This window comes from Pseudomonas kielensis (assembly GCF_014236655.1).
Taxonomy (GTDB): Bacteria; Pseudomonadota; Gammaproteobacteria; order Pseudomonadales; family Pseudomonadaceae; genus Aquipseudomonas; species Aquipseudomonas kielensis.
The window spans coordinates 204,585-217,215 of sequence record NZ_JACMYG010000007.1 but is presented as its reverse complement, the minus strand read 5'-3'; the positions used below and the strand labels follow the sequence as shown (position 1 = coordinate 217,215).

Here is a 12,631-nt window from a genome sequence, read left to right as displayed (position 1 = left end):
TTTTGCCTGCGCCGCTGTGCGCAATTGCATCGCATTCTAATGGCAGCGACAATATCTGTTAAATGGATTATTAAGATAAGGGTTATCGGTTATATAGATATGCGATTTACTCTACGTCAACTTCAAGTCTTCGTCGCCGTTGCCCAGCAGGAAAGCGTATCCCGTGCTGCGGGTCTGCTCAACCTCTCGCAATCGGCGGCCAGCACCTCGATCACTGAACTGGAGCGCCAATGCAGCTGCCAGTTGTTCGATCGCGCCGGCAAACGGCTGAGCCTCAACGCCCTGGGTAAACAGCTGTTGCCACAAGCGGTGGCCCTGCTCGACCAGGCCAAGGAAATCGAGGACCTGCTCAACGGCAAGTCCGGTTTTGGCTCCCTGGCGGTCGGCGCCACACTGACCATCGGCAATTACCTGGCGACGCTCCTGATCGGCAGCTTCATGCAGCGCCACCCGGAGAGCCAGGTGAAGCTGCATGTACAGAACACCGCCAATATCGTGCAACAGGTCGCGCACTATGAAATTGATCTGGGTCTAATCGAAGGCGACTGCAGCCATCCGGACATTGAAGTGCAGAGCTGGGTCGAAGATGAACTGGTGGTGTTCTGCGCCCCCCAGCATCCGCTGGCCCAACGCGGCATCGCCAGCATGGAGGAGCTCAGTCAGGAGGCGTGGATTCTGCGCGAACAGGGCTCCGGCACTCGCCTGACCTTCGACCAGGCCATGCGCCATCACCGCAGCGCCTTGAATATCCGCCTGGAGCTGGAACACACCGAAGCGATCAAGCGGGCGGTGGAATCGGGCCTGGGCATTGGCTGCATTTCCCGCCTGGCGCTGCGCGACGCCTTCCGGCGCGGCAGCCTGGTGGCGGTGGAAACCCCGGACCTGGACCTGGCGCGGCAGTTCTACTTCATCTGGCACAAACAGAAATACCAGACCTCAGCCATGCGCGAATTCCTCGAACTGTGCCGCGCCTTCACCGCCGGGGTTCAGCGCAGCGACGAGATCGTGCTGCCGAGCATCGCCTGAGGGTCAGATCAGGATCACAGCCCACACCAGGGCAATCATGCTCAAGGCCACGAACTGAGCGGCGCTGCCCATGTCCTTGGCATTTTTCGACAGCGGGTGCAGGTCGAGGGAGATGCGGTCGATGGCCGCTTCTACCGCGGAGTTGAGCAACTCCACGATCAGCGCCAGCAGGCAGACGGCAATCAGCACGGCCTGTTCGACCCGGCTGACATTCAGAAAGAAGGTCAGCGGAATCAGAATCACGTTGAGCAACACCAGTTGCCGAAAAGCCGCTTCGCCGGTGAAAGCGGCGCGCAGGCCGTCCAGGGAGTAGCCCGAAGCGTTGAGGATGCGTTTGAGGCCGGTCTGGCCTTTGAAAGGTGACATAAGAGTAGGCAACTGAAAAAAGGAGAGGGAAAGCTAGATCAACAAAAGTCAAAAAAGCGTGAATGAGCCGGCTTTATTGCGGCGAAATTGACTCGAGTTGTTGCAACAGTAGCGCCGCCTGAGTCCGGGTGCGCACACCCAGCTTGCGGAAAATCGCCGTTACGTGGGCCTTGATGGTGGCCTCCGACACACTCAGCTCGTAGGCGATCTGCTTGTTCAGCAAACCTTCGCAGACCATGGTCAGCACGCGGAACTGCTGCGGGGTCAAACTCGCCAGGCCCTCGCTCGCGGCCTTGGCTTCCGGCGAGACGCTGACCGCCTCGAACGCTTGTGGTGGCCAGAACACATCGCCATCCAGCACCGCACGCACCGCCTGCTGGATCACTTCCAGCGAGCTGGATTTGGGAATGAAGCCACTGGCCCCGAACTCCCGGGACTTGACCATGATCGACGCTTCTTCCTGTGCCGAGACCATCACCACCGGAATCTGCGGGTACTGGCCGCGCAACAGCACCAGCCCGGAGAATCCGTATGCGCCCGGCATGTTCAGGTCCAGGAGCACCAGGTCCCAGTCGGCCTTCTCGGTCAGGCGGGTTTCCAGCTCGGCGATGCTCGCCACTTCCACCAGGCGCACGTCCGGGCCCAGGCCCAGGGTGACGGCCTGGTGCAGTGCGCTACGAAAGAGGGGGTGGTCATCGGCAATCAGGATTTCGTATGTGGCCATTGTTCAAATGATCCTGTTTTTATGGCAGGCCTGATGCATTCAGGCCTCACCAAAACAACTCAAGGTAGCACCTGCAGGTGCAACCAACAGGGTACGTTCAACGCCAAGAGCCCATAAAACCGGCGTTTCAATCTTCGGCCGCACCCTAATCGGCGCCAAGGATGCCCAGCGAAATCGGGGTGGTCAAGCCGCATCCTTTACGGCATCTTAGCTGGCTAACTAATAAGAGTGCCATCATGCAGACCAAAGCCCTGCGTGCCGATGTCCTGATGTTGATCACCGCAATGATTTGGGGATCAGGATTTGTCGCACAAACCTCCGGTATGGATCACATCGGTCCTTTCCTCTATTCCGGCCTGCGCTTCGCGCTTGGTTCGTTGTGTCTGTTACCGCTGGTCCTACGTGGCAACCGCCAGAATAGCCACCACGAACCCTTCCTGACCCGTGGTTTGTTGATCGGTGGCGGCCTGATGGGCCTCGCCCTGGCCCTGGGGATCAACCTGCAACAGGTCGGCCTGCTGTTCACCAGCGTGACCAATGCCGGTTTCATCACCGGGCTCTACGTCATCGTCGTGCCGCTGCTGGGGCTGTTGATCGGGCACAAGACCGGGCTCGGCACCTGGTTCGGGGCGACTCTGGCGGTGGTCGGGATGTTCCTGCTCAGCGTCGGCGATCAGTTCCAGGTGGCGTCCGGCGACTGGTTGCAGTTGATCGGCGCCTTTGTCTGGGGCGGGCACGTGGTGCTGGTGGGCGTTTTCGCCAGCCGACACGACCCGATTCGCCTGGCATTCCTGCAGTTCACCACCTGCTCGGTGGTCAGCCTGGTCCTGGCCCTGTGCCTGGAGACTTTCGACCTCAACGCGATCATCGCCGCCGGCCCGGCCATTCTCTATGGCGGCCTGATTGCGGTCGGCATCGGCTACACCTTGCAGGTGATCGCCCAGAAAGACGCGATTGCCTCCCATGCCGCGATTATTTTTTCCCTGGAGGCCGTGTTTGCCGCCATCGCCGGTGCCTGGCTACTGGGTGAAGAACTGAGCCTGCGGGGCTACATCGGCTGTGGGCTGATGCTAGCCGGGATGCTGGCCGCCCAGCTCTGGCCGAAAAACCCGGTGCTGGCCCGCAGCACCGCCTAGAGGTAGGGCTTGAGGCGAGTGTGGACGTCATCGTCCGGATCGATCGCCTGCTGAAACTTGGCCGACAGGTAATGGGTGCTGAAGACGTCCAGGTAGGCGTCCAGCACTTCGCTGGCGGCTTGATCGTCGGCCAGTTCCAGGCAGAGCGCGGCCACCTCGGCGGTGCAGAAGTGGTCATCGCGCTTGGAGCGGCGCAACTTGTAGCGCGACAGTTGTTCGGGCTGCAGGCTCAACACCGGCAAATGCTCGAGATAAGGGCTCTTGCGGAACATCTTGCGCGCCTCGCTCCAGGTCGCGTCCAGCAGAATGAACAGCGGGCGCTTGCCCGGCTCCAGCCGGACCTCGCTCACCACCCGCTGCGGCGCGACAAACTCTCCCGGAAACACGATGTACGGCTGCCACTGAGGATCGGCGATCAGGGCCAGCAAGCCCGGCTCGACTTCGGTACGCGACCAGGGAAACGCACTGGTCTGCTCGATCACGTCGGCAATCAGCCAGCCGGTATTGCTCGGTTTCATCGGCTCGACGTCATGCATCACCAGGCACATGGCCGATTTGGCCGCAACGGTCGGGCGCCACGCACACAGGCAATGGCTGGGGATTACCCGGCAGCCGGCGCACCGCTCAGCCCGCGAGCCCCGCGCAACAAAGGGGCGGACGGCTCGGGCCAGGCGCTGGGCGCGCAAACGGGAAACGGCGTGGCTCATGGCAGGTTTCGACGGCAGGAGGATTGAATCGACACAAAAAGCGCTCGGCAGGGCAATAAAGTGCCAGCAGTTTACCAGAGCAACCTGCGCAAGCCTGTACCGCCCGCCCCCCGCACCCTATAATTTGCCGCCACTGAACGCTCAGCCCTGTGACGGGTCGAAGCACCAGTCACTGAATCAGGAGAGTTTCATGCTGCGCCTCATCGTTCCCACCGCCGCCCTTGTGCTGGCTTTGCCCTTCTGCGCCCAGGCCGCGTCCCTGAAAGAGATGAACCTGAGCAAGATGCTGGAGAAGGTAGCCGCGGAAAGTAACGTTGGCCTGCCTCGCGAAGTCAGCGACAACATTCTGGACCAGGGCTACACGGTCGAAGGCAAGGAGCTGGTTGATCACCTCAGTGTGCAATCGGTGTATGCCGAAGAAATGCGCGCCAACCCGAAAGCCGTGTACCTGCAACTGGGTGCCAGCGTTTGCCGCAACCCCAACTACCGCAAGCTGATGGCCCAGGGCGCGATCTTGCGTTACGAATTCACCGAGAACAAAACCAACCGTCCGGTGGCCTCGGCCCGATTCCAGGAATCGGACTGCCCGGCAGAGCCTGCGAAAAAGAAGAAGTAACGCCCCCGAACCCGCGCGCCGTTGCTCTTCATCGGCGTGCAGTTCCACCACCTGCGCCAGCAGATAAGGCGAGCGCTACTCGTTGCCCCCCAGCCGCCGTCGACATGCCTCCCCAAGGCTCACCTGATGGTCCTCGGCTGCCGACTTGAGCATCGGAACCGCTGCGTATCGATCTCCAGCATCACCCGCGCCATAACCCGCCTCCGAGCCCAAGAATCGCCCTTGGGAGCTTGCGTCTTGCCCGGGGTGTACGACAAATGTGTGGCGTGCCTGTGTTTCGGTCAGTCAGCGCGTAGCGTCTAGGGGGGGCTTCAGGCGGGCGGTGAAAGTCGATCACCTATCGCCAACAAGCTATTGCCAGCACAGACTTTTCAGGACCATGATCAAGCCAGCGCAACTGACGCCGAGCGTCTAGATTCAATGTGTGGATATTCAAGGTTCACGGCAGAAAAGGGGCTGCCATCCAGAACGGCGTCTTGCGAACATTTTCTTTCATCCAAGGGATAAACAGAGCCCGTCTGGATGACTCGACGGCCGTGCGCGGTGGGTCGGGTTGGCTGTAATGCCCAGGCGACACAAGGCGTGTCGCGGCCCCGACGAATCTTTCGGTCGGGCCGAAGGTTCTGTGTAGAAGGAGAAGTTGAATGCCTTACCAACCGAATGACCTTCTGATACGTCATTTCCAGAGCAACGGTGTCGATCTCACGAGCAAGATCGAAGAACAACTCAACCTGGTTTCCCCCAACAGTCCGAATATTCCGATCTACCGCGACATGATGCTGACAGTCCTGCGCATGGCCCAGGACGACCACAACCGCTGGAATGCCAAGATCACCCTTCAAGCCCTGCGCGAGCTGGAGCACGCATTTCGTGTGCTGGAACAGTTCAAGGGAAGGCGCAAGGTGACCGTGTTCGGTTCAGCGCGCACGCCGGTGGAACACCCGCTGTACGCCCTGGCCCGTGAACTGGGAGAAAAACTCGCGCAATCGGACCTGATGGTGATCACCGGTGCCGGTGGCGGGATTATGGCCGCCGCTCACGAGGGCGCGGGTCGCGATCACAGCCTTGGGTTCAACATCACCCTGCCCTTCGAACAGCATGCCAACCCCACCGTCGGTGGCACCGCCAACTTGCTGCCCTTCCACTTTTTCTTCACCCGCAAACTGTTCTTCGTCAAGGAAGCCGACGCGCTGGTGCTGTGCCCGGGTGGCTTCGGCACGCTGGACGAAGCCCTGGAAGTACTGACTCTGATCCAGACCGGCAAAAGCCCACTGGTGCCCGTGGTGCTGCTGGATGCACCGGGTGGCAAGTTCTGGGAAAGCGCGCTGGATTTCATCCGCAATCAATTGGAGGCCAATCGCTACATCCTGCCCAACGACCTGAAACTGGTGCGCCTGGTGGATAACGCTGAAGAAGCGGTGGCGCAAATCAATCAGTTCTACAGCAACTTCCACTCCAGCCGCTGGCTGAAAAACCAGTTTGTGATCCGCATGAATCATGCACTCAACGAGCAAGCGCTGGCACACCTACAAGTGGCGTTCGCCGACCTGTGCCTGAGCGATCACTTTCACCAGCACGCCTACAGTGGCGAGGAGCATGACGACGCACAGTTCAGCCACCTGGCGCGCCTGGCGTTCACCTTCAATGCCCGGGATCATGGGCGCCTGCGTGAACTGGTGGACTACCTCAACCTGCCGGAAAACTGGGCCACCTCCCAGCCTGCAACTCCCCAGCGCCAACGGGAACCCAGCAAAGTGACATGAATAAAAAAGCCCGACTATTTTTTAGTCGGGCTTTTTTAGTCGTCCATTGCTCGGCCACTGAACAGCCGGCCGATCATCTCCATGGAGTAACCGCGATAAGCGAGGAAGCGCCCTTGCTTGGCACGCTCGCGGGCATCGATCGGTAAATGCCCGGCAAATTTACGGCGCCAGGTGTCTTCCAATTGTGCCTGCCAACTGATTCCACACTCACGCAAGGCGAGTTCGATATCGGTGCGCTGCAAACCACGCTGGCTCAGCTCTTCACGAATGCGTAAAGGACCATAGCCTGAACGGGCCCGGTAGGAGACGAAACTTTCGAGGTAACGGGATTCGGACAGCAACCCCTCTTCCGTCAGTCGGTCGAGGGCAGTGTCGATCATGTCATCGGGGGCGCCGCGCTGACGCAGTTTACGCGTCAGCTCGACTCGACCATGCTCGCGTCGCGCGAGCAGGTCCATTGCGGTTCGCCGCACCGCGACGAGGGTATCGAGTACGGCGGTCATTGGATCAATCAGATATCAGCGTCGGCCAGGTCATCTTCGGTCTCTTTGACCGGCGCAGCGTTCAGGTCCACCGGCGTCAGCAGCTTGTCGCGAATCTGCTTCTCGAGCTTGGCTGCGATGTCTGGGTTGTCCTGCAGGAACTTGGCCGAGTTGGCTTTGCCCTGACCGATCTTGCTGCCGTTGTAGGCATACCAGGCACCGGATTTCTCAACAAAACCGTGCAGCACGCCCAGGTCGATCATCTCGCCATTGAGGTAGATGCCCTTGCCGTAAAGAATCTGGAACTCGGCCTGACGGAACGGTGCCGCCACCTTGTTCTTGACGACTTTAACGCGGGTTTCGCTGCCGACCACTTCGTCGCCTTCTTTCACCGCGCCAGTACGGCGGATGTCCAGGCGAACCGAAGCGTAGAACTTCAGCGCGTTACCACCGGTGGTGGTTTCCGGGCTGCCGAACATCACGCCGATTTTCATCCGGATCTGGTTGATGAAGATCACCAGGCAGTTGGCGTTCTTGATGTTACCGGTGATTTTACGCAGCGCCTGGGACATCAGGCGGGCTTGCAGGCCCACGTGCATGTCGCCCATCTCGCCTTCGATTTCCGCCTTCGGTACCAGCGCAGCCACGGAGTCGACGATGATCACGTCAACCGCGTTGGAACGCACCAGCATGTCGGTGATTTCCAGAGCTTGCTCGCCAGTGTCCGGCTGGGAAACCAGCAGGTCGTCGACGTTAACCCCCAGTTTGCCAGCGTATTCCGGGTCCAGGGCGTGCTCGGCGTCGACGAACGCGCAGGTCGCGCCGGCTTTTTGTGCCTGGGCAATCACCGACAGGGTCAGGGTGGTTTTACCGGAGGATTCAGGACCGTAGATTTCAACGATACGGCCTTTGGGCAGGCCGCCGATGCCGAGTGCGATGTCCAGCCCCAGAGAGCCAGTGGAGATAGCCGGGATCGCCTGACGGTCCTGATCGCCCATACGCATTACGGCACCCTTGCCGAATTGACGTTCGATCTGACCCAGGGCCGCAGCCAAGGCTTTCTTCTTGTTGTCGTCCATTAAAGTCCTCACGTAATCAATAAGGCCTGACGGCCAACACCTGTATAAGTAGACAGTATTATTCCACAGCGATTGTGGATCGCCTACCCCTGATTTGAGATTTCTCCGGCGGCATGCTGCAGCAAGCCCTCTAGCGCGGCCTTCACCGTTTGTCGGCGGACCTCATCACGGTTCCCGGGAAAGTGCCGGCACTCGCTAAACACGGCCTCGCCCACCCCCCAGGCCAACCAGACAGTCCCCACCGGCTTGGCCGGCGAACCGCCGTCAGGCCCGGCGATCCCACTGACCGCCACGGCAAACCGCGCATGGCTGTTGCGCTGCGCCCCGCGGACCATGGCCTCCACTACCTCGCGACTCACTGCTCCGACCTGCTCGAACAATTCGCCCGGCACCTTCAGTTGCTGGGTTTTCTGGCGATTGGAATAAGTGACATACCCCGCCTCGAACCAGGCCGAACTGCCGGCAATCCGGGTGATCGCCTCGGCGATACCGCCCCCGGTGCAGGATTCGGCCGTGCTGACGTGGGCATTGAGAACCTGTAGACGCCGGCCCAGCTCCGCGGCCAACTGTGTGATTTCATTCACGACTCTCTCTCCTGATCAGACGGGCGTGAGCACTACCCTACATGAGCAGGTTGCGCTTGCAAGGCGCTGGGTGGATCAAAATATGAGGCGTGCCGTGCCCGCGCACTACCGGTGATCCTCCGGGGCCTGGGTTTCCACCACGCCGATTCGCCTGGCTGCCCAGCGCTGATATAAGCCAATGGCGAAATCCGCACCGGCCATCGCCGTCAAACAGCCAAACGCGGCAGCCGTCCAGACCGAGATGTTGGCGGCGTACAACAACATCACCACCGAAACACCGCAGATCATGCTCGACCCGGAGCGCAGGCTCAGGCGCCGGACCAACGACCAACCGCGGGCACCCTCCTTGTCCGCGCGCCACATTTCACCCGACAAGCCACCCAGCAGCGTGAGTGCAATGACCAGCCAGACAGGGATCTCCAGCAAGGCGTGCTGTTCAATTGTCATTTCAGTACTCCTGAGTGGCGAGCCAAAAGATTATGCATCAATGCATAATCAGTCAATCAAAAACCACCCTCACCCCATCAAATCCATGCATTGACGCATCCACAGAACTCGGACCACACGCCCAAGAAATTCTCATGCACAAAAAAACCCGCCATCGGACGGGTTTGTATTGGCGCAGAAGGCAATCAGCGGGCGTACATACCCCACCAGAACACATGCCCCAGGATTACGATCTGCCCGGTCTGGATATCCTGAAAGCCATAATCCTCATCCGGATGCTCATCGCGATTAAAGCTGCGCAAGCGAATCCCGGTGGGCAGGCGGTACAGCTGTTTCACCCGCAACTGGCCGTTGTGGTTGATGGCGTAGAGATCGCCATCGACGATATCGCCGATCCCGCACTTGCCGGCATTCACCCCGACCGTAGCGCCATCACGCAGCACCGGCAACATGCTGTTGCCGCGCACGGTCACGCACTTGGCCTGATCGAACTGAACGCCGTTGTGGCGCAGGCTGCGCTTGCCGAAACGCAGGCTGGCGCGCTCGCTTTCTTCAATGACGAATCGTCCTGATCCAGCAGCCAATTCAACCTCGCGCAGAAAGGGTACCGAGACCTCGTCGTCTTCGATGGGCGTATCGTCATCCCACAGGCTGATGTCCTTGAGTTCCGTGTGCGCGGGATCCCGTGCAGGCGGGTAACCCGGCGTGACATCGACGCGGCCACGCAACTGGTCGGTGCTCACCCGAAAATATTCGGCAATCTTCGAGATGTGTTTATCCGACGGATCGGCGATCTTGCCGCCGAGTATCCGCGAGAGGGTGGATTGCGGCACGCCGGTACGACGGTGAAGCTCCGTAGGGGAGATCCCGTGTTGATCGAGCAGTGCCCTGAGGACGGTAGAAACATTGCGTTTTTGCATATTTCCCATAATGAGGGTTCTGTTTAGCGATGACAAATGCTGTTTTGCATAAATTGCCCTTCAGACCCGCAAAACACCCCCACACGGCGTTCATCCCTGGGTCGGGCGCAGCCGCCCATGGTAACCTTGCGCCCATCGCGCAAAGGCCTGGGCAACGCCCTCCTTTACCCACCCCTTTGAATGAATCCGCCTGATTACCCGATGAATAAAGCACTTTCCGACCTGTCCTCCCACACGCCGATGATGCAGCAGTACTGGCGCCTGAAGAACCAGCACCCAGACCAGTTGATGTTCTATCGCATGGGTGACTTCTACGAGATCTTCTACGAAGACGCGAAGAAAGCCGCCAAGCTGCTGGACATTACCCTGACGGCGCGTGGGCAGTCGGCTGGTCAGGCGATTCCGATGTGCGGGATTCCTTACCATGCCGCCGAAGGTTACCTGGCCAAGCTGGTCAAGCTGGGCGAGTCGGTGGTGATCTGTGAGCAGGTAGGTGACCCGGCGACCAGCAAGGGCCCGGTGGATCGCCAGGTGGTGCGCATCATCACCCCCGGCACCGTCAGCGACGAGGCGTTGCTGGACGAGCGACGCGACAACCTGATCGCCGCGGTGCTGGGCGATGAGCGTCTGTTCGGCCTCGCCGTACTGGATATCACCAGCGGCAACTTCACGGTGCTGGAAATCAAAGGCTGGGAAAACCTGCTGGCGGAGCTGGAGCGGGTCAACCCGGTGGAGCTGATGATCCCGGATGACTGGCCCAAAGACCTCCCGGCCGAAAAACGTCGTGGCGTTCGTCGCCGCGCGCCGTGGGATTTCGAGCGAGATTCGGCGTTCAAGAGCCTGTGCCAGCAATTTTCCACCCAGGACCTCAAGGGTTTTGGCTGCGAGAACCTGAGCCTGGCGATCGGCGCTGCCGGTTGCCTGTTGAGCTATGCCAAGGAAACCCAGCGTACCGCCCTGCCGCACTTGCGCAGCCTGCGGCACGAGCGCCTGGACGACACCGTGGTGCTGGACGGCGCGAGCCGGCGCAACCTGGAACTGGACACCAACCTGGCCGGTGGCCGCGACAACACCCTGCAATCGGTGGTCGATCGCTGCCAGACCGCCATGGGCAGCCGCCTGCTGACCCGCTGGCTGAACCGTCCGCTGCGCGACCTGCAGGTACTGGAGGCGCGGCAGAGTTCGATCACCTGCCTGCTGGATGGCTATCGCTTCGAGAAGCTGCAACCGCAGCTCAAGGAGATCGGCGACATTGAGCGGATCCTGGCGCGGATCGGCCTGCGCAACGCTCGCCCACGCGACCTGGCGCGCCTGCGTGACGCCCTCGGCGCCCTGCCGCAACTGCAGGTGGCGATGAGTGAACTGGAAGCGCCCCACCTGAACCAGTTGGCCGTGACCACCAGCACCTATCCCGAGCTGGCGGCGCTGCTGGAAAAAGCCATCATCGACAACCCTCCCGCGGTGATCCGTGACGGTGGGGTGTTGAAAACCGGGTACGACGCCGAGCTCGACGAGCTGCAATCGCTGAGCGAGAACGCCGGCCAGTTCCTGATCGACCTGGAAGCCCGGGAAAAGGCCCGCACCGGCCTGTCCCACCTGAAGGTCGGTTACAACCGGATTCACGGCTACTTCATCGAACTGCCCAGCAAGCAGGCCGAACAGGCCCCCGCCGACTATATCCGGCGCCAGACACTCAAAGGTGCCGAGCGTTTCATTACCCCGGAACTCAAGGCGTTCGAAGACAAGGCACTGTCGGCCAAGAGCCGTGCGCTGGCCCGCGAGAAAATGCTTTACGAAGCCCTGCTCGAAGACTTGATCAACCAACTGCCCCCCTTGCAGGACACTGCCGCGGCACTGGCCGAGCTGGATGTGTTGAGCAACCTGGCCGAACGCGCGTTGAACCTCGATCTGAACTGCCCGCGCTTCGTCAGCGAGCCGTGCATGCGCATCAGCCAGGGCCGTCATCCGGTGGTCGAGCAAGTGCTGAGCACCCCGTTCGTGGCCAACGACCTGAGCCTGGACGACAACACGCGGATGCTGGTGATTACCGGGCCGAACATGGGCGGTAAATCCACCTATATGCGCCAGACTGCACTGATCGTGTTGCTGGCCCATATCGGCAGCTTCGTGCCGGCGGCCAGCTGTGAGTTGTCGCTGGTGGACCGGATCTTCACCCGGATCGGCTCCAGTGATGACCTCGCAGGCGGGCGTTCGACCTTTATGGTGGAAATGAGCGAAACCGCGAACATTTTGCACAACGCCACCGAACGCAGCCTGGTGCTGATGGACGAAGTGGGCCGTGGCACCAGCACCTTCGACGGCTTGTCCCTGGCTTGGGCCGCGGCCGAACGCCTGGCCCAGCTGCGCGCCTATACGCTGTTCGCCACTCACTACTTCGAGTTGACGGTGCTGCCGGAAAGCCAGCCATTAGTGGCCAACGTGCATCTCAACGCCACCGAACACAATGAGCGCATCGTTTTCCTCCACCACGTGCTGCCTGGCCCCGCCAGCCAGAGTTACGGCCTGGCGGTGGCACAACTGGCGGGCGTGCCAACAGAGGTCATCCTGCGCGCCCGAGAACACTTGAGCCGCCTGGAAACCACCAGCCTGCCCCATGAAATCCCGGCTCCGGCCAAAGGCAAACCGGCGGCGCCGCAGCAGAGCGACATGTTCGCCAGCCTGCCTCACCCGGTGCTGGATGAACTGGCAAAACTCGATCTGGATGACCTGACACCACGTCGTGCACTCGAAATGCTCTATACACTGAAGACACGGATCTAA

The 12,631-nt window shown here is 60.6% G+C and carries 13 protein-coding genes; 5 read left to right on the top strand and 8 right to left on the bottom strand.

What is annotated here, in order from left to right; translation table 11 throughout:
* Positions 1-99: 99 nt before the first annotated feature.
* Positions 100-1,026, top strand: a complete 927-nt coding sequence (locus tag H7995_RS09835) for a LysR family transcriptional regulator (protein ID WP_166592654.1) — start codon at positions 100-102, stop codon at positions 1,024-1,026.
* Positions 1,027-1,029: 3 nt separating this feature from the next.
* Here H7995_RS09835 and H7995_RS09830 read toward each other — a convergent pair whose 3' ends face one another.
* Together H7995_RS09830 and erdR are read right to left on the bottom strand one after the other, a co-directional pair.
* Entirely contained in the window at positions 1,030-1,392 is a 363-nt protein-coding gene (locus tag H7995_RS09830; protein ID WP_166592655.1) for a diacylglycerol kinase, read from the bottom strand.
* A 73-nt stretch (positions 1,393-1,465) separates the two neighbouring features.
* Positions 1,466-2,116, bottom strand: a complete 651-nt coding sequence (gene erdR / locus H7995_RS09825; protein WP_095166875.1) for a response regulator transcription factor ErdR — start codon at positions 2,114-2,116, stop codon at positions 1,466-1,468.
* Between the two features lie 236 nt (positions 2,117-2,352).
* Between erdR and H7995_RS09820 the strand changes: the two genes are divergently transcribed.
* Entirely contained in the window at positions 2,353-3,252 is a 900-nt protein-coding gene (locus H7995_RS09820; RefSeq protein WP_185818282.1) for a DMT family transporter, read from the top strand.
* Here the strand turns inward: H7995_RS09820 and H7995_RS09815 are convergent.
* Positions 3,249-3,959: a tRNA-uridine aminocarboxypropyltransferase gene (locus H7995_RS09815; protein WP_166592657.1), complete on the bottom strand. Its 711-nt coding sequence runs from the start codon at positions 3,957-3,959 to the stop codon at positions 3,249-3,251. The genes H7995_RS09820 and H7995_RS09815 overlap by 4 nt on opposite strands.
* A 190-nt stretch (positions 3,960-4,149) precedes the next feature.
* On the opposite strand from H7995_RS09815, the gene H7995_RS09810 reads away from it, so the two are divergent.
* Positions 4,150-4,575 (top strand): PA3611 family quorum-sensing-regulated virulence factor, encoded by a 426-nt coding sequence (locus H7995_RS09810; RefSeq protein WP_166592658.1) that lies wholly within the window; start codon positions 4,150-4,152, stop codon positions 4,573-4,575.
* A gap of 644 nt (positions 4,576-5,219) precedes the next feature.
* The gene (locus tag H7995_RS09805) at positions 5,220-6,338 is read left to right on the top strand and encodes an LOG family protein (protein WP_166592659.1); all 1,119 of its coding nucleotides are present in this window, start codon (positions 5,220-5,222) and stop codon (positions 6,336-6,338) included.
* Between the two features lie 35 nt (positions 6,339-6,373).
* Here the strand turns inward: H7995_RS09805 and recX are convergent, their stop codons facing one another.
* The 5 genes from recX to H7995_RS09780 all read right to left on the bottom strand — a co-directional run bounded on the left by recX (position 6,374) and on the right by H7995_RS09780 (position 9,850).
* Entirely contained in the window at positions 6,374-6,841 is a 468-nt protein-coding gene (gene recX, locus H7995_RS09800) for a recombination regulator RecX (protein WP_166592660.1), read from the bottom strand.
* Between the two features lie 8 nt (positions 6,842-6,849).
* Positions 6,850-7,899, bottom strand: a complete 1,050-nt coding sequence (gene recA / locus H7995_RS09795) for a recombinase RecA (RefSeq protein ID WP_095166849.1) — start codon at positions 7,897-7,899, stop codon at positions 6,850-6,852.
* 83 nt (positions 7,900-7,982) lie between these two features.
* On the bottom strand, positions 7,983-8,483 hold the full coding sequence (locus H7995_RS09790; RefSeq protein WP_159994057.1) for a CinA family protein: 501 nt from the start codon (positions 8,481-8,483) through the stop codon (positions 7,983-7,985).
* 105 nt (positions 8,484-8,588) lie between these two features.
* Positions 8,589-8,930: a phage holin family protein gene (locus H7995_RS09785; RefSeq protein ID WP_166592661.1), complete on the bottom strand. Its 342-nt coding sequence runs from the start codon at positions 8,928-8,930 to the stop codon at positions 8,589-8,591.
* A gap of 185 nt (positions 8,931-9,115) precedes the next feature.
* Positions 9,116-9,850, bottom strand: a complete 735-nt coding sequence (locus tag H7995_RS09780; RefSeq protein WP_166592662.1) for a LexA family transcriptional regulator — start codon at positions 9,848-9,850, stop codon at positions 9,116-9,118.
* 201 nt (positions 9,851-10,051) lie between these two features.
* Here H7995_RS09780 and mutS point away from each other — a divergent pair, with 201 nt between their 5' ends.
* Positions 10,052-12,631 carry a DNA mismatch repair protein MutS gene (mutS, locus tag H7995_RS09775; protein ID WP_166592663.1) on the top strand — a complete coding sequence of 860 codons (2,580 nt, stop codon included), beginning with the start codon at positions 10,052-10,054 and terminating at the stop codon, positions 12,629-12,631.

Coding starts and splice junctions, on each gene's coding strand:
- H7995_RS09820 (WP_185818282.1), top strand. CDS start 2,353: ATGCAGACCAAAGCCCTGCGTGCCGATGTCCTGATGTTGATCACCGCA.
- erdR (WP_095166875.1), bottom strand. CDS start 2,116: ATGGCCACATACGAAATCCTGATTGCCGATGACCACCCCCTCTTTCGT.
- H7995_RS09785 (WP_166592661.1), bottom strand. CDS start 8,930: ATGACAATTGAACAGCACGCCTTGCTGGAGATCCCTGTCTGGCTGGTC.
- recX (WP_166592660.1), bottom strand. CDS start 6,841: ATGACCGCCGTACTCGATACCCTCGTCGCGGTGCGGCGAACCGCAATG.
- H7995_RS09805 (WP_166592659.1), top strand. CDS start 5,220: ATGCCTTACCAACCGAATGACCTTCTGATACGTCATTTCCAGAGCAAC.
- H7995_RS09815 (WP_166592657.1), bottom strand. CDS start 3,959: ATGAGCCACGCCGTTTCCCGTTTGCGCGCCCAGCGCCTGGCCCGAGCC.
- H7995_RS09830 (WP_166592655.1), bottom strand. CDS start 1,392: ATGTCACCTTTCAAAGGCCAGACCGGCCTCAAACGCATCCTCAACGCT.
- H7995_RS09780 (WP_166592662.1), bottom strand. CDS start 9,850: ATGCAAAAACGCAATGTTTCTACCGTCCTCAGGGCACTGCTCGATCAA.
- H7995_RS09810 (WP_166592658.1), top strand. CDS start 4,150: ATGCTGCGCCTCATCGTTCCCACCGCCGCCCTTGTGCTGGCTTTGCCC.
- mutS (WP_166592663.1), top strand. CDS start 10,052: ATGAATAAAGCACTTTCCGACCTGTCCTCCCACACGCCGATGATGCAG.
- H7995_RS09835 (WP_166592654.1), top strand. CDS start 100: ATGCGATTTACTCTACGTCAACTTCAAGTCTTCGTCGCCGTTGCCCAG.
- recA (WP_095166849.1), bottom strand. CDS start 7,899: ATGGACGACAACAAGAAGAAAGCCTTGGCTGCGGCCCTGGGTCAGATC.